At 57.6% G+C, this 22,778-nt stretch carries 19 protein-coding genes; 11 read left to right on the top strand and 8 right to left on the bottom strand.

Annotation, left to right across the window (positions count from 1 at the left end; all coding sequences use genetic code 11):
* Nucleotides 1–76 precede the first annotated feature (76 nt).
* A complete protein-coding gene (locus AUC60_RS00480) occupies nucleotides 77–445 on the bottom strand; it encodes a helix-turn-helix domain-containing protein (protein WP_087263958.1) in 369 nt (122 codons plus the stop codon).
* Between the two features lie 92 nt (nucleotides 446–537).
* On the opposite strand from AUC60_RS00480, the gene AUC60_RS00475 reads away from it, so the two are divergent.
* The 10 genes from AUC60_RS00475 (at nucleotide 538) to AUC60_RS00430 (ending at nucleotide 13,052) form a co-directional block, all read left to right on the top strand.
* Complete coding sequence (locus tag AUC60_RS00475) at nucleotides 538–771, top strand: DNA-binding protein (protein ID WP_087263956.1); 234 nt, start codon at nucleotides 538–540, stop codon at nucleotides 769–771.
* A 693-nt stretch (nucleotides 772–1,464) separates the two neighbouring features.
* The gene (locus AUC60_RS00470) at nucleotides 1,465–2,547 is read left to right on the top strand and encodes a 3-deoxy-7-phosphoheptulonate synthase (protein ID WP_087263953.1); all 1,083 of its coding nucleotides are present in this window, start codon (nucleotides 1,465–1,467) and stop codon (nucleotides 2,545–2,547) included.
* A 126-nt stretch (nucleotides 2,548–2,673) separates the two neighbouring features.
* Nucleotides 2,674–2,955, top strand: coding sequence for a peptidylprolyl isomerase (locus AUC60_RS00465; RefSeq protein WP_027898593.1), 282 nt, complete (start codon nucleotides 2,674–2,676; stop codon nucleotides 2,953–2,955).
* Nucleotides 2,956–3,400: 445 nt separating this feature from the next.
* On the top strand, nucleotides 3,401–5,269 hold the full coding sequence (locus AUC60_RS00460) for an extracellular solute-binding protein (RefSeq protein ID WP_087263951.1): 1,869 nt from the start codon (nucleotides 3,401–3,403) through the stop codon (nucleotides 5,267–5,269).
* Nucleotides 5,270–6,340: a microcin C ABC transporter permease YejB gene (locus AUC60_RS00455; RefSeq protein WP_087263949.1), complete on the top strand. Its 1,071-nt coding sequence runs from the start codon at nucleotides 5,270–5,272 to the stop codon at nucleotides 6,338–6,340. It abuts the gene before it with no gap.
* Entirely contained in the window at nucleotides 6,340–7,362 is a 1,023-nt protein-coding gene (locus AUC60_RS00450) for an ABC transporter permease (RefSeq protein WP_087263947.1), read from the top strand. The genes AUC60_RS00455 and AUC60_RS00450 overlap by 1 nt, the downstream gene beginning before the upstream one ends.
* Before the next feature lies 1 nt (nucleotide 7,363).
* Nucleotides 7,364–8,947, top strand: coding sequence for an ABC transporter ATP-binding protein (locus tag AUC60_RS00445; protein WP_087263946.1), 1,584 nt, complete (start codon nucleotides 7,364–7,366; stop codon nucleotides 8,945–8,947).
* A 55-nt stretch (nucleotides 8,948–9,002) separates the two neighbouring features.
* Complete coding sequence (locus tag AUC60_RS00440) at nucleotides 9,003–10,418, top strand: sigma-54 interaction domain-containing protein (RefSeq protein ID WP_087263944.1); 1,416 nt, start codon at nucleotides 9,003–9,005, stop codon at nucleotides 10,416–10,418.
* Between the two features lie 461 nt (nucleotides 10,419–10,879).
* The gene (locus AUC60_RS00435; protein WP_087263942.1) at nucleotides 10,880–12,271 is read left to right on the top strand and encodes a GntP family permease; all 1,392 of its coding nucleotides are present in this window, start codon (nucleotides 10,880–10,882) and stop codon (nucleotides 12,269–12,271) included.
* Nucleotides 12,272–12,281: 10 nt separating this feature from the next.
* Nucleotides 12,282–13,052, top strand: coding sequence for a 3-hydroxybutyrate dehydrogenase (locus tag AUC60_RS00430; protein ID WP_087263940.1), 771 nt, complete (start codon nucleotides 12,282–12,284; stop codon nucleotides 13,050–13,052).
* Nucleotides 13,053–13,424: 372 nt separating this feature from the next.
* Here the strand turns inward: AUC60_RS00430 and AUC60_RS00420 are convergent, their stop codons facing one another.
* From AUC60_RS00420 to AUC60_RS00405, 4 genes are all read right to left on the bottom strand, one after another.
* Nucleotides 13,425–14,597 (bottom strand): PilT/PilU family type 4a pilus ATPase, encoded by a 1,173-nt coding sequence (locus AUC60_RS00420; RefSeq protein WP_087263936.1) that lies wholly within the window; start codon nucleotides 14,595–14,597, stop codon nucleotides 13,425–13,427.
* A 184-nt stretch (nucleotides 14,598–14,781) separates the two neighbouring features.
* Nucleotides 14,782–15,789 carry a hypothetical protein gene (locus AUC60_RS00415; protein ID WP_087263935.1) on the bottom strand — a complete coding sequence of 336 codons (1,008 nt, stop codon included), beginning with the start codon at nucleotides 15,787–15,789 and terminating at the stop codon, nucleotides 14,782–14,784.
* Nucleotides 15,786–17,450: a J domain-containing protein gene (locus AUC60_RS00410; protein WP_087263933.1), complete on the bottom strand. Its 1,665-nt coding sequence runs from the start codon at nucleotides 17,448–17,450 to the stop codon at nucleotides 15,786–15,788. Before AUC60_RS00410 ends, AUC60_RS00415 begins: the two co-directional genes overlap by 4 nt.
* A complete protein-coding gene (locus AUC60_RS00405) occupies nucleotides 17,447–19,150 on the bottom strand; it encodes a molecular chaperone HscC (RefSeq protein ID WP_087263931.1) in 1,704 nt (567 codons plus the stop codon). Before AUC60_RS00405 ends, AUC60_RS00410 begins: the two co-directional genes overlap by 4 nt.
* A 190-nt stretch (nucleotides 19,151–19,340) precedes the next feature.
* Between AUC60_RS00405 and AUC60_RS00400 the strand changes: the two genes are divergently transcribed.
* Nucleotides 19,341–19,616 carry a peptidylprolyl isomerase gene (locus tag AUC60_RS00400; protein WP_017133756.1) on the top strand — a complete coding sequence of 92 codons (276 nt, stop codon included), beginning with the start codon at nucleotides 19,341–19,343 and terminating at the stop codon, nucleotides 19,614–19,616.
* 162 nt (nucleotides 19,617–19,778) lie between these two features.
* On the opposite strand, the gene kdgK is transcribed toward AUC60_RS00400, so the two are convergent.
* Genes kdgK through AUC60_RS00385 form a run of 3 tightly spaced genes read right to left on the bottom strand, consistent with a single transcriptional unit; the run spans nucleotide 19,779 to nucleotide 22,728 of the window.
* Nucleotides 19,779–20,723, bottom strand: coding sequence for a 2-dehydro-3-deoxygluconokinase (gene kdgK / locus AUC60_RS00395; protein ID WP_087263928.1), 945 nt, complete (start codon nucleotides 20,721–20,723; stop codon nucleotides 19,779–19,781).
* 18 nt (nucleotides 20,724–20,741) lie between these two features.
* A complete protein-coding gene (locus tag AUC60_RS00390; protein WP_087263926.1) occupies nucleotides 20,742–21,947 on the bottom strand; it encodes an amino acid deaminase in 1,206 nt (401 codons plus the stop codon).
* Nucleotides 21,948–21,963: 16 nt separating this feature from the next.
* Entirely contained in the window at nucleotides 21,964–22,728 is a 765-nt protein-coding gene (locus AUC60_RS00385; protein ID WP_087263924.1) for an IclR family transcriptional regulator, read from the bottom strand.
* Between the last annotated feature and the right edge of the window lie 50 nt (nucleotides 22,729–22,778).

Here is a 22,778-nt window from a genome sequence, read left to right as displayed (position 1 = left end):
CTGGACACACGCTATCACCGAAGCACCAAGAGAATAAATTATTTTCGGGCGACACCTCGCCAACCTCAGTAAAACCTCACTCCTCCTTGATGCTGGCGGCCCTTCCATGGATGGCATATGAAGCCGACAGCTCGGCCATAGTGATGGTCAATCGTTTGATGGCATCCTGATCTTCCTTGGTGAGGGTGCGGTAGCTACCCAATACTTTCTCCTCTGCGTGGCTAATATTATCGGCACGGATTGGCGCAGGGCTGCCAGTCAGCACAAACAATACATCCACACCTTTAGTGGCGATGGCAGCGAGGTAATTGGCTTTCGGGGCACGATCACCACTTTCATACTTGCCCTGGGCATTCGCCTCCACCCCACCGATTTCGCCGAAGGCACGCTGAGACAAGCCCAAACGTTCTCTTTCTTTTCGTAGCCGGGATCCTATTCCACTCATTTGAATGTGTATTCCTATTGACTCCACCCTTACGAATGGTAAGATCTGAATGAAATTAAACTGACATGAACTATTTTGAACGGTTTTGAACTATGCCCGGAATACGTACTGCCGCACAAGCCAAGGCATGGCTTGAACATCAAGGCAAATCTGTTCAAGAGTTTGCCCGAGAGAACAGTATTGATCCGGCAACCACTTACCAGGTTTTAGCTGGCCGCAAGAAAGGTCGGCGCGGAGAAGCGCATAAAGTGGCGGTTTTGCTGGGCATGAAGGACGGCATCATTCCTTCCGAGCCTAAACTTCAAATTGAAGCATCTGCTGAGTGAGATTTTGCAAGTCAGCAGGTCAAGATGCAGCATGCAGGGCCAAGAGCATTCTGCTGTAGGATTTTTCTCCATTCTTTTTCTGCTTTAAACATTTTGTCTCGAACTTGTTAATTGGAAATGCACCGGCCTTTCACCTGCACTTGCAACACCTCTATGAGCGCAATTGATTTTTCTGATTGAATTGGCCGGCAAGGCTGAAGTAAGCTCACTGAACTTAACGGAGAAGTATCATGTTGCCATCCACCTCACAGCCACTGTTGCAGACCAGCGTTGATCGCTTGGCAGCACGTGCGGCCGTGCGTGGTCAGGTAGCAAACGTTGCTCCGCAAAGTACTTCTTATTATGGGTATTGGTTTAGCCACTGGCGCGCCTGATACCCATCCGGCGCCCATATTCAGGGGACGCCAACCAGAGAACTCTCTACCCCCGGTCGGCTACCCGACCGGGGGTTTTGTTTTTTAGCGCTCCTGAAAATTGAATTGAATCGAGGATTACGACATGACCTACAGCACTTATTACCGCACCGACATCTGCACTGCCTGGCGATTTAGCAGCCTCCGTTCGGGACAGCAAGCCGCCTCCGTTCGGTCACTGACAGGTGGCAACCCATTACAGAATGCCAACCCGGCAAATTGTCGAACACCCCAGTAGGGCTTTGAGCGGGCCAGACCCGCCAGCCCAGGAAGCAGAACCATGAATTCGTCTATCGCAGTAAAACCGTCCGACCTGTCGACCAGTAACCTGACCGTGCTCGACAGCATCCCCGCCCCGCAGCGCCTGCCAAGTACCCTGCAACTGAAATCCCAGCTGCCACTGGATCTGGCTTTAAGCGATCAAGTCGCCGCGCATCGCCGCGCTGTTCGCGCCATCCTCAATGGCGAAGATTCCCGCCTGCTGGTTGTTGTAGGCCCCTGCTCTATCCATGATCCGCAATCAGCCCTCGAATACGCCGAACGCCTGGCAGCGCTTGCCGCTGAAGTCAGCGACCAGATGCTGCTGGTGATGCGCGCCTACGTAGAAAAGCCCCGCACCACGGTTGGCTGGAAAGGCCTCGCCTACGATCCGCGGCTCGATGGCAGTGATGACATGGCCGCAGGCCTGACGCTCTCACGCCATTTGATGCGTGAGATGTTGCGCCTGGGCTTGCCGATTGCGAAGGAGATCCTGCAACCCATGGCTGCTGGCTACTTTGATGACCTGCTCAGTTGGGTCGCGATTGGCGCACGCACGACCGAATCCCAGATCCACCGGGAAATGGCCAGCGGTCTGCCAATGCCGGTCGGTTTCAAGAACGGTACCGATGGCGGGGTCGCCATCGCCTGCGACGCCATGCGTTCAGCGGCGCACGGACATCGTCATTTTGGTATGGATCGCCAGGGTCATCCGGCGATTATCGAAACCCAGGGCAACCCCGACACCCACATCGTGCTGCGCGGCGGACATAAAGGACCTAATTACGATCATCAAAGCGTGGCGCAAATACGCGAGGGTCTGGCGAAACAGCGAATTGCCGAACGCATCATGGTCGATTGCAGTCACGCGAACAGTGGTAAAGACCCACTGCGCCAGCCAGAGGTGTTCAACGACGTGCTCGCACAGCGCTTGCAAGGTGACTCATCGCTGGTCGGCATGATGATCGAAAGTCATCTGTTTGAGGGTTGCCAGCCGATCATTGCATCCATGCGGTACGGGGTTTCGGTGACTGACGGCTGCTTGGGCTGGGACGCAACCGAGTATTTGCTACGCGAAGCCGTGAGCAAGTTGCGTTACAGGTAATGAGCTAAAAAGAGCGGCAAACTAACGCCGCTCGCTCCTCTCTTGGGTTATCGGCCTGAACTTTATCGAGAAATGCCTTCCTTAATCCGGTAGGCTCTTTCTTTTTTTTGACAGGAGTAATTCCCCATGGCTAAAGCCACTGCCCGCCACATCCTTGTATCCAGCGAAGAGAAATGCAACGAACTCAAAGCGCAGATCGAAGGCGGTGCTGATTTCGCGGAAGTCGCCAAATCCAACTCCAGCTGCCCATCCAGCCGTCAAGGCGGCGATCTGGGTTCGTTCGGCCCTGGTCAGATGGTCAAGGAATTCGACACTGTCGTGTTCAGCGCGCCAGTCAACGTCGTTCAAGGCCCGGTAAAAACCCAGTTCGGTTATCACCTGCTGGAAGTGACCAGCCGCCAGGATTGATTCCTCGCTGCTGACGCTTACAAACGGCTCGCCTCACGGCGGGCCGTTTTTGTTTGTGGCGCGAACCTTACGATAGCCGACCTTGCAGGAGGTGCCGAAGGCGGCGAAAACGGTCAGGCTGATGCATCGCTATCGCGGCCTCGCGGTGCTCGTGCGCTCCTACAGGTCTGCCTTCTGCTGCCCGACAGCGTGGCGTCAGGATCCACTAAGGGGAGGCATTTATCCCCAATGCCCTTTCCCAGGCAAGCAAATTGCTTGGTTTTGGCAAAAAACCCGTTGGCGCACTGCGCATCATCCGGTTACAAACGTGCCCGGGTTCCGGTACCTTGTTGAAGCCTGCATTCCACGGTCAAGAACAATGTCTGGCCGTGCCTGTCTTATGACTTTAATCACCGCCACCCTTAACCCTGATGTTCGCCAGCCGACGTCAGTCAGGATTCCAGTAATGCGTTTTGTTTCTACATCGCTGATCGTGGCACTACTGGCCCTGTTTTCTGGCCCTCAATTACTGTCCGCGGCGCCACAACACGCCCTGACTGTCTACGGCGAAGCACCTCGCTACCCGGCGGATTTCAAACATTTCGACTATGTAAACCCTGACGCGCCCAAAGGGGGCAGCATGCGCCGCTCCGCGCAGGAAATCGGTCAGTTCGATCACCTGATGCCCTATCTCGACAAAGGCACCGGCGTGTCGCAAATCAACGGCATGCTGTATTCGCCGCTGGCCGTGAGGTCGCTTGACGAGCCTTACACCGTGTATGGCCTGGTCGCCGAGCGTATCGAACGCGGCAACGAGGGCCTGTCGCTCAGGTTCTTTATCAATCCCAAAGCGCGCTTCGCAGACGGCGTGCCGATTACCGCCGAAGATGTGCGCTACACCTATGACCTGCTGATGACCCAAGGCAGCCTCTCTTACCGGACTCAATTTCAGGACATCAAAGGCGTCGAAGTTGAATCGCCAACCCAGATTCGCTTTGACTTCAAAACCAATGAAAGCCGTACCTTGCCGCTGGACCTTGCTTCTCTGCCGGTTTTCCCAGAGCACTGGTGGAAGAGCCGTGACTTCGCGGGCGGTGGCGGCTTTGAGATACCGGTGGGCAGCGGTCCCTACAAAGTCGCCAAGGTTGATCCCGGACGCAGCATCACGTTCGCCCGTGATCCTGACTGGTGGGCCAGGGATTTGCCGGTCAATCGAGGTTTTTATAACTTCGATACATTCAGCGTCGAGTACTTCGGCGACACTGATGTTGCCCGGCAAGTGCTCAAGGGCGGTGCTTACGACTACAACCGCGAATACTCGGCCACCGCTTACTCGATTCTTTATGACAGCCCGGCGCTGAGCGACGGCCGCCTGCAAAAAGCCCATCTGGCCAAAGGCGCGGTGCAGAGTTCTCAAGGGTTTGTGTTCAATCTGGACCGACCGATCTTTAAGGACCGCCGGGTGCGTCAGGCACTGTCGATGTTGTGGGATTTCGAATGGACCAACCGGCAGATGATGCGCAACATGTACATCCGCCAGAACAGCTACTTCTCCAACTCGTCCCTGGCAGCCACCGAACTGCCGACACCCGCCGAGCTGAAAATCCTCGAGCCGCTCCGCGCGACTGTTCCGCCAGAAGTATTCAGCGAGGTTTATAAAACCCCAAAAACCGACGGCACCGGTTATATCCGCGACAAGCAACTGGAAGCGCTGAAACTGCTGGAAGACGCCGGCTGGACACCCAAGGGGGATCATCTGGTCAACGCCAAAGGCGAGCCGTTTACCTTTACCTTCCTCAATGGCCAGGCAGGATTTGAAAAAATACTGCTGCCGTATAAGCGCAATCTCGCGCAGATCGGTATTGACTTCGAGATTCGCCGTATTGACGCGGCGCAATTCCTGAACCGGGTGATGGCTCGTGATTACGACATGATCGTGACGGGCTACTCGGTCTCGACCTCACCCGGCATGGAGCTGTACAACAACTTCGGCTCCAAAGGTGCCCGGGATCCCGGCTCCAACAATTATATGGTGCTGCAAAATCCAGCCGTCGACAGCCTGATCGCAGGGCTCGTCAGCGCCGATCAGAAATCCACCATGGTCGATTACGCCCGTTGCCTGGATCGCGTGCTGCAATGGGGCTACTACTGGATTCCTAACTATTACCCGCCAGGCTCGTCGACGTTGTGGTGGAATCGGTTTGGCATTCCGAAAATCCAGGCCAGTAATGCGGAGGCCATCGATACCTGGTGGGAGGTCAGCCCTACCCCGCTGACCAACGAGCAGTTCGCAGAAAAACGCGGTGCTTCCGCCGTTGCCTCGGAGATGAAGTGAATGCTCGGCTATTTGTTGCGGCGCCTGCTGCTGATCATTCCCACCTTGCTGTGCATTCTGCTGGTTAACTTCTTCATTGTGCAGGCCGCGCCCGGTGGCCCCGTGGAGCAAGCCATCGCACGCTTGCAAGGTATCGGCGGTGCCAGTTCCAGCGCGGGCGGCGTACCGGCCGAGTCGATCAACGCTAACCAGTCCCGCGCTTCTCGCGGCCTAGATCCAAAACTGATCAAGGAAATCGAACATCAATATGGTTTCGACAAGCCTCTGCACGAGCGTCTGTGGTTGATGCTTAAAAGCTATGCGCAACTGGATTTCGGTAAAAGCTTCTTCCGGGGCGCGACGGTCACCGATCTGATTCTGCAAAAGATGCCGGTATCCATTTCACTGGGGCTTTGGGCGACGCTCATCACCTACCTGGTTTCGATACCGTTAGGGATTCGCAAGGCCGTCAAACACGGCAGTCATTTCGACATCTGGAGCAGCACCGCCATCATCATCGGCTACGCAATGCCGGCGTTTCTGTTTGCAATGCTACTGGTGGTGCTCTTCGCCGGGGGCACGTCCCTGAACTGGTTCCCGGTACGCGGGCTGGTTTCTGAAGACTTCGAACAGATGACGACCGTGGGCAAGATCGCCGACTACTTCTGGCATCTGGTATTGCCGGTTTCGTCACTGGTCATCGGCGGTTTCGCGACCTTGACCATCCTGACCAAGAACTCCTTCCTCAATGAAATCACCCGCCAGTACGTCGTCACGGCCCGAGCCAAAGGCTTGAGCGAGCGTCGGGTGCTGTACGGTCATGTATTCCGCAACGCCATGCTGCTGGTGGTGGCCGGTATCCCTCAGGCATTCATCAGCGTATTTTTTGCCGGCTCGCTGCTCATCGAGGTGATTTTCTCCCTTGATGGTCTAGGCCGCATGAGCTACGAGGCCGCGGTTTCGCGGGACTATCCCGTGGTGTTCGGCTCACTGTTCATCTTCACCCTGTTCGGCTTGCTGATAAAGCTGGTGGGCGATATCTGCTACACCCTGGTCGATCCGCGAATCGACTTCAGCGCGAGGAATGCCTGATGCGCAGACTTTCTCCGCTGGCCCAAAGACGCCTGGAACGCTTTCGCAATAACCGCCGAGGCTGGTGGTCGTTATGGTTGTTCTGCGGCTTGTTCCTGCTGACACTGGGGGGCGAGTTGATCGCCAATGACAAACCACTGGTGCTCAGTTATCAGAACTCGCTGTATTTCCCGGCGCTCAAGCGCTACACCGAACAAGAGTTTGGCGGCCAACTGCCGTTTCAGCCCGACTATCGCAGTGATTACGTTCGGGACCTGATCAAAAAGGGTGACGGCTGGATGCTGTTTCCGCCCATCCCGTTCAGCGACAACACCCCCAATTACGACCTCAATCGCCCTGCCCCCAGCCCGCCAACCGCGCAAAACTGGCTGGGCACTGATGATCAGGCCCGTGACGTGTTGGCCCGAGTGATCTTCGGCGCGCGCGTGTCGATTTTGTTTGCACTGGTATTGACCACGATAAGTGCCCTGATCGGTATCGCCGCGGGTGCGCTGCAGGGTTACTACGGTGGCTGGGTCGATCTGATCGGTCAGCGCCTGCTGGAGGTTTGGTCAGGGCTGCCGGTGCTGTATCTGCTGATCATCCTGTCTGGTTTTGTCGAACCCAATTTCTGGTGGTTGCTGGGCATCATGGCGCTGTTCTCATGGCTCGCGCTGGTGGATGTGGTGCGCGCCGAGTTTCTTCGCGGGCGCAACCTTGAGTACGTCAAGGCGGCTCGCGCATTGGGAATGGGCGACCGTAAAGTCATCACCCGACACATTCTGCCTAACGCCATGAACGCGACCCTGAGTTACCTGCCGTTCATCCTCACCGGGGCGATTTCCACCCTGACAGCGCTGGATTTCCTGGGCTTCGGTATGCCGGCTGGTAGTGCATCGCTGGGCGAGCTGATTGCCCAGGGCAAACAGAACCTGCAAGCACCCTGGCTGGGGCTGACCGCTTTCTTCACTCTGGCGTTGATTCTGTCGCTGCTGGTGTTCATTGGCGAGGCGCTCCGTGACGCCTTCGACCCGAGGTCTTGATATGTCGGAGAACCTGATTGAAATCCGTGACCTCTGCGTCGCCTTCAGCGGGCAAACGGTGGTCAAGAACCTGAGTCTGGATATCCGCGCCGGTGAATGCCTGGCGTTGGTGGGTGAGTCCGGCTCAGGCAAGTCAGTGACCGCGCACTCGATCCTGCAATTGTTGCCCAGCAGCGGCACGGTAAGCACCGGCAGCATTCTGTATCGAGACCAGCAGTTGCTCGGCGCCGACGGCCGTACCTTGCGCCGTTTGCGCGGCAACCAGATCGGAATGATTTTCCAGGAGCCAATGACCTCGCTGAACCCGTTGCACACGGTATCCAAACAAATCGGCGAAACGCTTCTGCTGCATAAAGGCCTGACTGGCCGGGCTGCACAAAAGCGCATCGTTGAACTGCTCGAACTGGTCGGCATTCAACAACCGGAGAAGCGCCTTAAAGCCTATCCGCACGAGCTGTCCGGCGGACAACGACAGCGGGTGATGATCGCCATGGCGCTGGCTTGCGAACCGGAACTGCTGATCGCCGACGAGCCGACTACGGCCCTTGATGTCACCGTGCAGCGCAAGATCCTGCTGCTGCTCAAGGAACTGCAGCAACGCTTGAACATGTCCCTGCTGCTGATTAGTCACGACTTGAATCTGGTGCACAGCATTGCCCAGCGCGTCTGCGTGATGCGCGCCGGGGAAATCGTCGAGCAGTCCAATTGTCACTCGTTGTTCAAACAGCCACAGCACCCTTACAGCAAGCTGTTACTGGACGCCGAGCCCGCAGGTGAACCGTTGCCCCGCGACAGTCGGGAGAAAGTGCTGGAGGTTGATAATCTGCGTGTCTGGTTCTCTCTGGGTGGCGGCATTTTCCGCCAGCACAAGGAATACCTGAAGGCCGTAGATGACATCAGCCTGAGCATAGAACGCGGTAAAACCTTGGGCATCGTGGGTGAGTCGGGGTCGGGAAAATCGACACTTGGTCAGGCAATCCTCCGCCTGCTTGAATCGCGTGGCAGTATTCGTTTTCAGGGGCAGAGCCTGAATGACCTGAACCAGAAGCAAATGCGCCCGTGGCGCAAACAGATGCAGGTGGTTTTCCAAGACCCTTATGGCAGCCTCAGCCCACGCATGTCAGTGGCGCAAATCATCAGTGAAGGGCTTGAAGTCCACAGTGAGCTGGACCCGGTGCAATGCGAAGTTGAAGTCATTCGGGTGCTGGAAGAAGTCGGCATCGACCCGCAAAGTCGACATCGTTATCCCCATGAGTTTTCCGGTGGCCAGCGTCAGCGTATCGCCATTGCCAGGGCATTGGTCCTCAAACCGGCGCTGATCCTGCTGGATGAACCGACCTCGGCGCTTGACCGGACAGTACAGAAACAAGTCGTGGCTTTGCTGCGTCAGTTACAGGAGAAACACGGCCTGACCTATCTGTTCATCAGCCATGATCTGGCTGTGGTCAAGGCATTGGCTCACGATGTGATCGTGGTCAAAGACGGCAAGGTTGTCGAACGTGGCGCCAGTCACGATCTGTTCGACGCGCCCCAACATCCTTACACCAAGGAATTGCTGGCGGCGGCGCACCCTGGATTCAGCTGAAAAAAAACGGGCATTCTGTACGGCCAGACGCCGGTGACGCACAACGGAACACCCTATGAAAGAGAGCCATAGCCTTAACGATTACCGCAGCGTTCGCCAACTGGCGATTCGTTCGCTGTTCGAAATCATCGAGCAGTCCAGTGAAGGCACCGTGATTGTCGACAAGGATGCCAGGATAGTCTGGATCAACGAACGCTACGCCCGTCGCTTCGGGCTGCAGGACTCCAGTCTGGCGCTGGGCCAACCCTGTGAAAAGGTCATCCCCGGCAGCCTGCTGCGCCAGGTTGCGACCAATGGGCGACCGATCCTGCTGGACATGATGGACACCGCCAAGGACCCTCTGGTGGTCATGCGTCTGCCGATTCACGACGACAAAGGGGGCGTGATCGGCGCTATCGGGTTTGCTCTTTTTGATGAATTGCAGGCCCTGTCTCCCCTGCTCAAGCGCTACTTGAGCATGCAGGAGGAACTGGCCTCAACCCGTTCGCTACTGCGCGCTCGTCAGGCAAAATACAGCTTCGCGCATTTCATCGGGACCAGCTCGGCCAGCCTGGAAGTCAAACGCCGGGCACGACGCAGTGCCAGTGCCGACTCGCCAGTCCTGCTGCTGGGCGAAACCGGCACCGGCAAAGAATTGCTGGCTCACGCAATTCACAATGCATCTCCCCGGGCGCATAAAGCATTTGTCAGCATCAACAGCGCGGCCATTCCGGAAACGTTATTGGAGGCAGAGTTTTTCGGCACTGCGCCGGGTGCATTTACGGGTGCCGATCGCAAGGGACGCCCCGGCAAGCTGCAGATCGCTCAGGGCGGCACCTTGTTTCTGGATGAAATCGGCGACATGCCGCTGCCATTACAAAGCAAGCTGCTGCGGGTGCTGCAGGAGAAGGAGTACGAACCGGTCGGCTCCAACGAAGTACACAAGAGCGATGTCCGGCTGATTGCTGCGACATCCACCGACCTTGAAGCCGCTATCAAGCGCGGCCAGTTCCGCGCCGATCTCTACTATCGTCTGAGCGTGTTGCCCATCCAGGTTCCGCCGCTGCGTGAGCGTCTGGATGACTTGCCAGCGCTCAGCGAATCGATCCTCGAAGAGTTACGCAGTCAGCACGAGCTCGACCCCGGCGCTCAGGCATTACTGGCGCAGCACGCGTGGCCGGGAAATATTCGCGAGCTACGTAACGTGCTGGAGCGCGCAGCGTTGCTCAGTGATGACTTGATCCTCAACGCCAAAGAAATTCGTGCGTCGATTGGCAATCTGGTTCCGGTCAGCAACCAGCCGGGCCACGCCTCTCAGCCCGCCTGCTTCGAAACCTTCAGTCAGGCACGACAGCGCTTTGATCGACAGTTGATTGAACAAGCCCTGGTGCAATGCGCAGGGAATGTCGTGGAGGCCGCCAATCAGCTTGGCCTGGGTCGATCGACGCTCTACAAGAAAATGGCCGCGCTGGGGATTGCCGAGTCTCAATAGAGAGACTTGGGTCTCCAGATAGAGATCACCCAACATCATACTGATCTCAAGGCCAAGCTCTATCGAGCCTTTTGTAGGAGCTGCCGAAGGCTGCAATGGCGGTCAGTCTGATGCGCTGCCATCGCGGCCTCGCGGTGCTCGTGCGCCCCTACAGTCAACCGTTTAGCGCGAAAATTCGCAGTGTAATAGGCACTTGGCCGCTACTACATAGATCGATTTTTGCCTAATTCCACGGTGAAAAGTCTCGATTCAGAGACAAAACCTCATCCGGCTCCCGCCGCAATAGATAAACCACCATACAAATCAATGCCTTAAACACCTGGCACGAATCCCGCTACAGCGCGCAAGCGGCACTCCCGCAGCCGAAAACAATAACAATATGCCGACAGGATTCAGCGAACCATGCAGAGCGCTTTCGGCGGCCTCTGAGTACGCTGGATTCCCAGGCCAGGAGACACTCAATGAGTGTAATCATTGCCTTGGCAGCCCTCGCGCTGTTGATGCTTGCTGCTTATCGTGGTTACAGCGTTATCCTCTTTGCCCCCATCGCCGCCCTCGGCGCAGTGCTGCTGACTGATCCGTCCGCCGTGGCTCCAGCCTTTACCGGCCTGTTCATGGACAAGATGGTCGGCTTTATCAAGCTGTACTTTCCGGTGTTTCTGCTGGGCGCCGTTTTTGGCAAGCTGATCGAGTTGTCCGGGTTTTCCCGGTCTATTGTCGCGGCGGCCATTGGCGTACTGGGAACTCGCCAGGCCATGCTGGTCATCGTCCTGGTCTGCGCCCTGCTCACCTACGGTGGCGTTTCGCTGTTCGTCGTGGTGTTTGCGGTGTATCCGTTCGCGGCAGAGATGTTTCGACAGAGCGATATCCCTAAACGTCTGATCCCCGCGACCATTGCCCTCGGTGCGTTTTCGTTCACGATGGACGCTTTGCCCGGCACCCCGCAAATCCAGAACATCATCCCCACCACGTTCTTCAATACCACCGCCTGGGCCGCACCGTGGCTGGGAGTGATCGGCACCATCTTTGTGTTTTGTGCGGGCATGCTCTACCTGCAGCGCCAACGCAATAAGGCGCTGCGTGCGGGTGAAGGTTACGGCACCGAGTTACGCAACGAACCGGATACCCCGGAAGACATCAAGCTGCCAAACCCGTGGATCGCGATTTCGCCTTTGCTGCTGGTTGGGCTTATGAACCTGCTGTTCACCTGGTGGATCCCCCAGTGGTATGGCAAGACGCATACCCTGGCGCTGCCTGGCATGGCCACTCCGGTACAGACCGAGATCGCCAAGCTCACCGCGATATGGGCAGTCGAGGCCGCCCTGCTGATCGGGATTCTGATGGTGCTGGCCTTCGGTTTCACGGCCATTCGCAGTCGTCTGGCTGAAGGCAGCAAAAGCGCGGTCAACGGCGCGTTACTGGCCGCGATGAATACCGCCTCGGAATATGGCTTTGGCGCGGTCATCGCCTCTCTGCCGGGTTTTCTGGTGCTTGCAGACTGGCTCAAAGGCATTCCCGATCCACTGGTCAACGAAGCCATTACCGTGACTTTGCTGGCCGGCATTACGGGTTCAGCGTCTGGCGGCATGAGTATCGCCCTCGCCGCCATGTCAGAAACCTTCATCAGCGCCGCTCACGCCGCCAACATCCCGTTAGAGGTGTTGCACCGCGTAGCGGCCATGGCCAGCGGCGGCATGGACACGCTACCGCATAACGGCGCGGTGATTACCTTGCTGGCCGTCACGGGGTTGACCCATCGCGAGGCTTACAAAGACATTTTCGGCATCACCATCATCAAGACACTGGCGGTGTTCGTGGTGATCGGTACTTTCTACGCGACTGGCATTGTGTGAGGCACAGAGTATGAGTCTTAAAGGTAAAACAGCACTGGTCACCGGTTCTACCAGCGGTATCGGGCTGGGCATTGCCCTGTCGCTTGCCAAGGCTGGAGCTGACTTGATCCTCAACGGTTTCGGCGATGCCTCGGCAGTGATTGCCGAGGTTGCGAAGTTCGGCGGCAAGGTCGGTCATCATCCCGCTGACGTCAGCAAACCCGAGCAGATCGCCGAGATGATCGAGTACGCCGAACGCGAGTTTGGCGGGGTCGACATTCTGGTCAATAACGCGGGTATCCAGCACGTCGACGCGGTTGAGGATTTCCCCGTCGAGCGCTGGGACTCGATCATCGCGATCAACCTGTCTTCGGTATTCCACAGCACCCGCCTGTGCCTGCCGGGTATGCGCGGTAAAAACTGGGGACGGATCATTAACATCGCTTCAGTACATGGCTTGGTGGGTTCTACCGGCAAAGCGGCCTACGTGGCGGCCAAGCACGGTGTGATTGGCCTGACCAAAGTCGTCGGCCTGGAAACCGCCACGACCAATGTCACCTGCAACGCGATATGCCCCGGTTGGGTGCTCACCCCGTTAGTGCAGCAGCAAATTGATGACCGGGCAGCGGCCAGTGGTGATGCGGATCTGGCCAAACATGATTTGCTGGCCGAGAAACAGCCATCGCTGGAGTTCGTGACACCCTCACAGTTGGGCGAGCTGGTGTTGTTCCTCTCCAGTGAAGCAGGCAGCCAGGTACGCGGTGCGGCGTGGAATGTGGATGGGGGGTGGCTGGCGCGGTGAGGTAATCAGACCACTCGAAATTTGAAATGCAGTCCTGTGGGAGATTCTATGCTTGCCCGCAAGTCGACGTGGGACCGGCTTTAGCCGGGAAGGCTGCATTGCTGACGATGAAGATGTACTGAATGTGCAGGCCCCTTCCCGGCTGAAGCCGGTCCCACGTCATCAGTGATTCCTGTGGGCGGTGCTTGCCCGCGATAAAATCAACTTGGCTCCACTGCAAAATCGCGGCTTCTGCATCGCGGACAAGCCCGGCTCCCACAGGAGAAAGCGCTCGCCTGTCAAAGCAACGCTAGCCCGCTACGGCTTACTTCAGAGAAGCTATCGCGCTCCTAGCAGATAGCCCTACGGGAGCTGGGTTTGCCCGGTATAAAATCAACTCTGCCCGCCACCCTCATCGTGCTCATCCACCAGCCCCCAGTCCGAGACATTTACGCTCGATGTGCCAACCGGTGCGCTGGGCGCAGCGGTCGGGTTCGCGGTAACACCTTCGCCATGCAGTTTGAGGCGCAGGCGCACGTTGTTCTGAGAGTCGGCGTATTTGAGCGCTTCTTCTTCGCTGATCACACCGGCTGCGGCCAGATCGAACAGCGCGCCGTCGAAGGTCTGCATGCCCAGGTTGCCGGACTTTTCCATGATGCCTTTGAGTTCAGTCAACTCGTTGCGCTGGATCAGGTCGCGTATGGTCGGCGTGCCCATCATGACTTCCACTGCCGCCCTGCGCTTGCCGTCAACGGTCTTGACCAGTCGCTGGGAAACAAACGCTTTAAGGTTATTACCCAGATCCTGTAGCAACTGCTGACGCCGCTCCTCCGGGAAAAAGTTGATGATCCGGTCCAGCGCCTGATTGGCGTTGTTGGCGTGCAGGGTCGAAAGGCACAAGTGCCCGGTGTCGGCGAAAGCCAAAGCGTGCTCCATGGTTTCCCGATCACGGATTTCACCGATCAGAATGACATCCGGTGCCTGACGCAAGGTGTTCTTCAATGCGGCGCGAAAACTGCGAGTATCAACCCCGACTTCACGCTGATTGATGATCGACTTCTTGTGCCGGTGAATGAATTCCACAGGGTCTTCAATGGTGATGATGTGCCCACTGGCATTGCGGTTACGGTGATCGATCAGCGCCGCCAGCGAAGTGGACTTACCTGAACCGGTCGCACCCACAAACAGCACCAGGCCATGCTTTTCCATGATCACGTCGAGCAGCACCGGCGGCAGGTGCAGGTCCTCGAAGCGCGGGATATCCAGCTTGATGTTGCGCGCCACGATAGACACCTCGTTGCGCTGCATGAAGATGTTGATCCGGAAACGACCGATCCCGGCCATGGACACCGCGAGGTTCATTTCCAGCTCGCGATGGAATTCCAGTTTCTGCTCTGCATCCATCAGCCCGTCGGCGACAAGCGCGACCTGGCCCGGCTTCAGGGACTCTGTACCCAACGGTTTGAGCACGCCATTGAACTTGGCGCAGGGCGGCGCTCCCGTAGAAAGATAAAGGTCCGATCCATCCTGGCTGGCCAGAATCTTCAACAACGCCGGGAAATCCATAAGCAACACCGCACAAATGATTTAACTGAAAGATGCCGCATCTCATGCGACGTTCAACCCGGATGACGGTTCTCAGGAAGAATGCGCATAGCTTGGCGGCAGAAGACATCGTGAAGCAATGATAGATGAAGCCGGTTGTGTTGCTGGAGCCATCGACATCACGCCATGACAAGCGCGCCCTGATCTAGAACTGCAAAAGCACCGCAGTATTGTACGCGTCTATCAACCGGTCAAAGTGCTTGCCGGCCAGCGCAAAGTCATCACTCAAGCGTTGAGGGTCAGCGTGGTTGAGCCAGTGATCGTTCAGTTCGTGCAAGGCTTGCAAGTATTCGGTGGCGGGCGTCTGAACCCTGAACCAATTGCGTCGCGCTTCATCGTCAGCATCACCTATGCCGGGGCGTGGGTCAGTCGTATCCCAGACCCAGCTGGTTTTCAGCCGCTCGATGGCTGCGGCGAGTTGCGCCTGGGTCAGGGTTTGCGCGGCAGCAGCAACGGTCAGCGCATGCATTTCTTCGCGGGTCTGCTGAATAAGGCCCGGTAAAAACGCCATTTGCGAATGGTCACGCTGCCTGAGCAGGTTCAACTGAGCTTCACGAATCCGGCGATCCGCAGCATCGACTTGCGTGCGTAGCTCGCTGGATACCCGCAAAAACGCCTCGGCCATTGGCACAAACTCGACGTCACGTGCGGCCTTGTCGGCGGCGCTGTCCGGACGAGCGCCCAATACCGGATAAAAATCAAATCGCCGAGTGAATTCGTCGACCCTGAGCAAAGCGGTTACGTAGCGCGCATAAACCGCTCCCAGATCGGGAAATTTCTCTACCAGTCGACGCTTTTGATCCGCCGCCAACACACACTGATCGGGGCGTCCCGCCCCCCTTGCCGAGGAACCGGGCTGAGTCCTCTGCGCAGCCTGAAAAAGCTCAGGATAGCGATCAGCGAGTGCCTTGCCGGGACTTTCAACCTCGGGGTCCCGTGCTCGATAGTCTTCGTAAGCACGGCGCCAGCTGACATCAACGAAGTTGAGGCAAGAGATCAACGGCCGCAACGCACTGGCCTGACTTTGCTCAACCGAACCGGCGAGCCCCAGCCAGCCATTGACCATGGAGCGCAAGGTGACGTCGCGAGGTTTCAGGGCGCTGAACACAATGACGCCGGCGACACAGATACCAATCAGCGTATTGCGGTTCATAGCGCTTCTTGTCCGTTGTTTTTTTTGCCGTACCACTGAGCTTCGGTCGCCGGGAACCGGCACCCGGGCGCGGTATCTTTCAAACCTGTACACGCTCGCATGACAAAGGGTTGCAAGCCCTGATCCCGGCCGACTCGCTGATTATCGATATAGGTCAAGGCACCCAGTGTTATCAGCAACGCAGAGGCGATGATGACTTTCATCAACAGCGATGAAACATCGACCGGACGGCGCATCGCGCCAACCCACGACTTGATCAACCCTTTGCCTGGCAGACGTGGCAAAAGCTCGAGGGCCACTAATCCTGCCGCGTATCCAGCAAAGGCATACACACCGAAGGCAGCCCAGACCACCAGCCCCGTCGCCCAGCAAGGCAGCAACACCCGAATGAGCGATGGTGGGGGCCGACGCAAACTCAAGCGAGGAGAAATATTACGAGTCAGCCAATCGTCCTGCTCCAGGCTGCGGTCAGCAACGATACGACACAGCCACAGCATGAGCAGCGTCGGGATTGCCATCACCAACATCCAGAAGAATGCAGATCCCACGCTTTGAGAGAGGGCAATCGTCCGCACCTGCTGATCATGGATGACCCACCCTGCCCCCATTCCCAGCAACGGTAAATACATGGGCAAGGGCTTACTGACGCCCTCCCAATTGCGCCAGAAATAAGGCTCACCGTCAGGCATCTCAGAACGCAGCTGCGGATGCAGATTGAGGATTTTTTCAGTTAACAGCCGGCAGGCGTTCCAGTCATCTTCACTGAAGCGGTGGGCCATGACCTGGCGCTGTTCCAGCGTCAGGTTGCCAAACATCATCTGCGCAGCGCGGCATTGCGGTGTCGGTTGATCGAGACCTGCAAGGCGGCGTTGCTCAACGGCGAAAGTATGACCGTGGCTGCGAGCCTGCAAGCGGGACCATTCCGGTTCAGGGCAGCGGCCATAAGCGCCGGGCACCTTCCAGCCTTGCTGGACACAGACAGTCTCGAACAACTCCTGGGACCAGAACTCACTCTCGGCCAGCAACTGCGCGACGATTGCGTTGAGCCAGCCATGGCGCTCGATCGGTCCAAGCCATTCACTTTTGCCAAGCTTGATAAATGCCTGGCTGAAGGCACCTACATCACGCGACTCGAGCAGTCGTCGTAGTTTTTCCTCATGATGCTGGTACATCCGCGACAACAATTGCTGGAGTTGCGGCTGAGGTAGGGCCACGCCTTCATCCCGAAGCCATGGGCTTAACCAGTGAAAATTCTGCACACCCCACTCAGCCAAAGCCATGGCCCGCGGGGAGTCCGACAGGGACAGATGCAGCAACTGCTGCTCGAACTCGACTGCGCAATAGCTGTTTCTGGCGGTCTCAAAACGACTGGCCAGCCCGATGGGCTCTGCGCCATCGAGCAGCTGCATCGCCAGTTTCTCAGCGACGCTTGGTCCTGTCGGCGCAACCGCGGGCTCTTCAGGCAACTGCGCTGGTTCGTTGAACGCAACGGGGGCTTCGTCACGACTCCAGTTGATTGCCTGCTCGTAAGCCTCGCGCAAGCGCTGGAAGCCCACCGGGTCTTCATCGGGCCGGTGCTGCTTGAGCAATACCGCGTACTGGCGCTTGATAGTGCGGGAATCGGAATCGGCTGACAGCCCCAGAATGTCCCAACAACTCATTGCCAGAGGCCCTGCTCAATACCGTCAAGATGCTGAGTCATTTCCACGCGGGTTTCGCGAATCTGACGCTCGTCCTGCCCCTCCAGTACATACTGAAAATGGCTGGCCATCTGGTCCAGTTTGATTCGCAACTCGCCCAGACTTTCCTGGTACAAACGCTCCAGACGAGCGATCAGCAAGCTGTTCACCTGCTGCTCGCGGGGGTGTATTTTCAGGTCAGCCAAAGCGGCCAGCCGCGCCTTGATTTCCTGCGGCTCGAGCACACCAGGGTTGTTTTCGATGACCAGATGGCGCTTTTCTCCGGTCATAGGAATCTGCACTTCGGCTTCCAGCAAGCCGTTGTTGTCGTAGGTGAAACGTACGTCCAGCTCGATTTGCCCTGGGGGGGCTGGCGGAACAGCGATGTCCATTTCGCCCAGAAATACATTCTCCCTGACCCAGCGACTCTCGCCCTGATAGATCTTGACCAGCACCTGTGTCTGTTGATCATGCAGAGTGGATACCGTCTTGACCTTACTGACCGGTACTACGTTATTGCGCTCGATGATCGGCAGAAAATGCCCGCTCTGGATGCCGCCTCCAACACTCATGGACGTTTCGATGCCAAGGGTATAAGGACAAACGTCCGTCAATACCACTTCCTCAAGGGCTGCGTCCCTTGATTTCAATGCAGCCTGAACAGCAGCGCCGAGTGCAATCGATTGATCAGGGTCCAGTTGTATGGAGGGGAAGCGACCGAACAAACCAGCGACCATTCGACGAATCATCGGCATGCGGGTCGTGCCACCCACCAGCAGCACTTCATCGAGTTCCGATGGGCGAATGCGTGCGTCACGCAATGCGGTTTCTATCGGCGTACGCAAACGCGTGAGCAGCGGCGCAAACAGGTCCGCCAATTGAGTCTGCGTATAGACCTGCGAGACCTCAGAATCACCATGACGCATGGTGAACGTTGCGCTGTCCTGATTCCCCAGAACACGTCTTACGCGCTCGGCTTCACGACGTAAACGGTGCGCAAGGTCCGGTGAACTCAACTCCGCCAGAACCTGTGGATTGGCCTGACTGGAGAGAAAGGACTGAACCAGCAACGTATCGAAGTCCTCACCACCGAGGAAATTGTCGCCAGCGCTTGCACGGACTTCCATGACACCGTCAAACAGCTCAAGAATCGACACGTCGAACGTACCGCCGCCCAGGTCGAATACCAGAAACGAACTTGAGCTCTCACGTTGGTGCAGGCCATAGGCAAGCGCCGCAGCAGTGGGCTCGTTGATCAACCGCTCGACTTTAAGACCGGCCAGCTCTCCGGCAATTTTCGTGGCTTTGCGCTGCGCGTCATTGAAATAGGCCGGGACACTGATAACCGCTTCTGTGACGGTCACGCCAAACTGACGCTCGACATCTTCCTTGAGGCTGCGCAAGACCAGCGACGACAACTCTTCAGGACGAAAAAGCTTGCTGCCCAGACGCACCTCATGGGCGCTTCCCATGTGCCGCTTGAACAACGAAACAGTTAGTTTGGGATGGGTTTGCAAGCGCTCCCGGGCAGCCTGTCCGACCAGTACCCGTCCCTCGTCATCAAGGCCAACGACACTGGGCGTCAGGAGTTGCTCGAGAGCATTGGGAACCAATTGCGGCGTACCTTCATGCCAGACTGCTACCAAGCTGTTGGTGGTGCCAAGGTCGATTCCAACGATCATCGTGCGCGCAACTCCATGCAAGTAAGAAATCCGCCGCAAGGATACCGGACAGAGCGGCAGAGATGGCAGCCCCGACTCTAATTTTGGCGGTATGTACCGGTGCGGCTCTTCCTAATGCCTGGCCAACGACGCGCAAGCTGCTCATTGCTGTGTGATAATGGCCGCCGTTTTTTCCTCAGGCCTCTGCCCCATGAAAGCCCAAGCCCGCCACATTCTGGTGAAAACCGCCGAAGAGGCCGAGCAACTCAAACAGCGCATTGCCAAGGGCGAAGCGTTCGACGTGCTCGCAAAGAAACATTCGACCTGCCCGTCCGGCAAACGCGGCGGCGATCTGGGTGAAGTCCGCCCCGGGCAAATGGTCGGCGCGATTGACCAGGTGATCTTCAAAAAGCCGCTGCGCACAGTGCACGGGCCGATCAAGAGCAAGTTTGGTTATCACCTGGTTCAAGTGTTTTATCGGGATTAAGCCCTATTCAAACACCCATAAGCATCAGAACTGAAATGTTTTCCTGTGGGAGCCGAGCTTGCTCGCGATAGGGCGCCGCATTTCTCAGGCAGATTCGCGTCCAGCCTTATCGCGAGCAAGCTCGGCTCCCACGGATTGCGCAAGACGCCGCAGCCGCATCACCTACAGCCCCGGCATCACACTTCTGGGAATCAACGCCCCTGGATGCTGAATCACCACGCTCGCAAGACGATGCCCGGCTTCGGCGGCCTGCACCGGGCTGCCGCCGCGCAAACGCATTGATAGATAAGCCGCGCTGAACGAATCCCCCGCCGCCGTGCTGTCGATGACCCGCTCCACTTGATGAGCAGGAATCTCGAAGCGTTCACCACCCGACTCCACCAGACAACTCTGCGAGCCACGCTTGACCACGACTTCGCTGATGCCCAGCTCGCGGTAGGCGCTCAGCAGTTGCTCGCTCTCGGCGTAACCGAACAATGCCTGCTCGTCGTCCTCGGTAAGCAACGCCACATCAACATGAGCCAGACACGCACGATACGCTTCACGCGCCTGTTCAACTGACGCCCACAGACGCGGCCGATAGTTGTTGTCAAACGCGACCCGCACGCCTGCCGCACGAGCCTGAGCCAGAGCGGAAAACAAACGCCGCCGCCCCTGTTCGCCCAACACCGCCAGGGTGATCCCGCTCAGATAAAGAAGGTCGTAATCCGGCAATGAGCCCAGAATCAGGTCAGCGTCCGGAGTATTGAAGCAGTCGCGCACAGCAGCTTCGTTGCGCCAGTACAGGAAGCGACGCTCGCCACTGGTATCAGTCTGAATGCAATACAGCCCCGGCAAACGCCCCGACAGCCGCTGCACCTTGCTCAGGCCAATCCCCTCCTGCGCCCATCCTTGGCACATGGCATCGCTGAAGCTGTCATCACCCAGCGCAGTGACATAATCCACCTGAGCGCTGCTGCCCAACTGGCGGGCCATGTAGACCGCTGTATTGAGCGTGTCACCACCGAAACTCTGTTGCAGAGTGCCGCTGGCATGTTGCTGCAGTTCAATCATGCATTCGCCGATCAGGGCGATTCGTGGGCGACTATGGCTGATCAGCTCACTCATTGAGCGCGACTCCCGAGACTAGAAATACGTGTCGAAACTTTCAATGACTTGCAGGTTTTCATCCACCAGGCAGCCACTGCGCCACTTGTCGAACGTCAGGCACGGGTGGGAAGCACCGAACGCAATGATGTCGCCGACTTTCAGCTCACAACCGGGAGCTACAGTCATGAACGCGTGCTGATCCATCACGGCCGTCACCTTGCAGGCGCTGACATCCACGCCTTGCGTCGGCACAACACCGGGCTTGTAGCTCAGCAATGGATTTGGCAAGCCTGCGTCATAGGCAACATCGCGCTTGCCCATGGCAATCACGGCGAAGCCGGGTTCAGGCATTGATTGCACATGAGCCCAGACTTCCATTGCCGGACGCAGGCCTTCGTGCAGATCACTGCGGCGATCCAGCACGCAGCATTGCGCATCTTTATAGATACCGTGGTCATGCACGACATAGCTGCCAGGGCGCAACACACCGAGGAATCGCTCGCGCACCTGGCGCTCGTCAAACGCTTCGGCGATCAGGTCATACCAGGCCGAACCTGAGGCAGTGACGATGGGCCGTTCCAGCGCAAACGCACCGCGATCCTGCAGGTCCACCGCCAGACGCACCAGCGAGGCAGCGAAAGCGCGAATACCGCTTTCCGCCTGATCACCGTGAATCACCCCTTCGTAACCTTCGATACCGGTCAGCGCCAGAGCTGGCTGGGCCGCGATCGCCTCGGCCAGTTCCAGCACTTGCTGCTCGGTCCGGCAACCGCAGCGACCGCCGACCACCCCGTATTCGATCATCACGTTCAAACGCAGGCCACGGGCCGCGAAGAACTCGCCCAACGCCGCCACGTTATCCGGATGGTCGACCATGCAATGGAAATCGAACATCGAGTCAGCAAGCATCTCGGCGATCAACGCCATGTTCGCAGTGCCGACCAACTGGTTGGCCATCAACACCCGACGCACCCCGTGGGCGTAGGCAGCGCGAGTCTGCACCGCAGTTGCCAGGGTCAAGCCCCAGGCACCTTCTTCCAGCTGCCGACGGAACAGCGCCGGAACCATGCTGGTTTTGCCGTGAGGCGCCAACTCTGCACCGCTGTTAGTGACGAACGCCTGCATCCAACGGATGTTATGGTCCAGCGCCTGACGATGGATCACCAGCGCCGGCAGGCTTACGTCACGCACGAGATGATCGCCTGGAGCGGCGGCGCCCTTTTCTACAACTGCAATAGTCATGATGGTCTCCTGGATATTATTCGTTGATGCGACGCGCCAGCCCGCTGGCACTGTCAATCAGCACCCTGCGGTAGTCGGCGTAGTGGGTTTGGGCGTCAGCCCGTGGCGCAACGATGCACAGCGTTGCAATGCACACGCCATGTTCGTCTTTGACGGGCGCCGCGAAGCAATGGGTGAAAGTGTCTGCAACGCTATCGAAGGAAAAGAAGCCTTCCTCACCCGCCTTGCGGATCTCGGCCAAAAAGGTTTCAAGCGGCAGGCGCTGACCATCTGGCAGAACAAAATCCTCGGCATCGATCAGGTCGACGATTTCCTGATCGCTTAGATGGCAAAGCAGCAGGCGCCCGGAGGCGGTCCACGGAATCGGCGCGTTCTCACCGATATTGGAGGAAATCCGAAAGTGCCGTTCGCCCTCTTTCATCAGCGCGACGGTGTACTTGCGGCCATTGAGCAAACACATCTGCGCGGTTTCGCGAGTCTGGCTGACGATCTCGCGCAGGCAGACCTCTGCCTCACGGGTGAAGTCGAAATGGCGCAAGTGTGCCTGCCCCAGAAAATACAGCTGACGGCCAAGGTAAACGTGGCCGTCTTTGCCTACAGGCTCAAGAATGCGCCGTTCCAGCAGCGAGCCAACCAGTTCATAAACCGTCGATTTGGGACTGCCGATGCCACTGGCAATCTCATTGGGCCGCATGGGCGTGCCCTGCTCCTTGAGGAAATCAAGGATATCGAACGCTCGATCAAGCCCACGGGCACGGCGTTTGATGGTGTCTTCGGTCATGTGCACATCCTTCGATATCTACTGTAGGAGCTCACGAGCACCGCGAGACA

The sequence above is a fragment of the Pseudomonas caspiana genome (assembly GCF_002158995.1).
In the GTDB taxonomy this organism is placed as follows: Bacteria; Pseudomonadota; Gammaproteobacteria; order Pseudomonadales; family Pseudomonadaceae; genus Aquipseudomonas; species Aquipseudomonas caspiana.
Note: the sequence above shows the minus strand (reverse complement) of the source record. Positions and strands in the feature narration are given on the sequence as shown.

Bases quoted from the DNA above. Each gene is read 5' to 3' on its own strand.
- AUC60_RS00400 (WP_017133756.1), top strand. From the start codon at position 19,341: ATGAAAGCCCAAGCCCGCCACATTCTGGTGAAAACCGCCGAAGAGGCC.
- AUC60_RS00480 (WP_087263958.1), bottom strand. From the start codon at position 445: ATGAGTGGAATAGGATCCCGGCTACGAAAAGAAAGAGAACGTTTGGGC.
- AUC60_RS00430 (WP_087263940.1), top strand. From the start codon at position 12,282: ATGAGTCTTAAAGGTAAAACAGCACTGGTCACCGGTTCTACCAGCGGT.
- AUC60_RS00415 (WP_087263935.1), bottom strand. From the start codon at position 15,789: ATGAACCGCAATACGCTGATTGGTATCTGTGTCGCCGGCGTCATTGTG.
- AUC60_RS00390 (WP_087263926.1), bottom strand. From the start codon at position 21,947: ATGACTATTGCAGTTGTAGAAAAGGGCGCCGCCGCTCCAGGCGATCAT.
- AUC60_RS00445 (WP_087263946.1), top strand. From the start codon at position 7,364: ATGTCGGAGAACCTGATTGAAATCCGTGACCTCTGCGTCGCCTTCAGC.
- AUC60_RS00450 (WP_087263947.1), top strand. From the start codon at position 6,340: ATGCGCAGACTTTCTCCGCTGGCCCAAAGACGCCTGGAACGCTTTCGC.
- AUC60_RS00470 (WP_087263953.1), top strand. From the start codon at position 1,465: ATGAATTCGTCTATCGCAGTAAAACCGTCCGACCTGTCGACCAGTAAC.
- AUC60_RS00405 (WP_087263931.1), bottom strand. From the start codon at position 19,150: ATGATCGTTGGAATCGACCTTGGCACCACCAACAGCTTGGTAGCAGTC.
- AUC60_RS00435 (WP_087263942.1), top strand. From the start codon at position 10,880: ATGAGTGTAATCATTGCCTTGGCAGCCCTCGCGCTGTTGATGCTTGCT.
- AUC60_RS00460 (WP_087263951.1), top strand. From the start codon at position 3,401: ATGCGTTTTGTTTCTACATCGCTGATCGTGGCACTACTGGCCCTGTTT.
- kdgK (WP_087263928.1), bottom strand. From the start codon at position 20,723: ATGAGTGAGCTGATCAGCCATAGTCGCCCACGAATCGCCCTGATCGGC.
- AUC60_RS00455 (WP_087263949.1), top strand. From the start codon at position 5,270: ATGCTCGGCTATTTGTTGCGGCGCCTGCTGCTGATCATTCCCACCTTG.
- AUC60_RS00465 (WP_027898593.1), top strand. From the start codon at position 2,674: ATGGCTAAAGCCACTGCCCGCCACATCCTTGTATCCAGCGAAGAGAAA.
- AUC60_RS00385 (WP_087263924.1), bottom strand. From the start codon at position 22,728: ATGACCGAAGACACCATCAAACGCCGTGCCCGTGGGCTTGATCGAGCG.
- AUC60_RS00410 (WP_087263933.1), bottom strand. From the start codon at position 17,450: ATGAGTTGTTGGGACATTCTGGGGCTGTCAGCCGATTCCGATTCCCGC.
- AUC60_RS00420 (WP_087263936.1), bottom strand. From the start codon at position 14,597: ATGGATTTCCCGGCGTTGTTGAAGATTCTGGCCAGCCAGGATGGATCG.
- AUC60_RS00475 (WP_087263956.1), top strand. From the start codon at position 538: ATGCCCGGAATACGTACTGCCGCACAAGCCAAGGCATGGCTTGAACAT.
- AUC60_RS00440 (WP_087263944.1), top strand. From the start codon at position 9,003: ATGAAAGAGAGCCATAGCCTTAACGATTACCGCAGCGTTCGCCAACTG.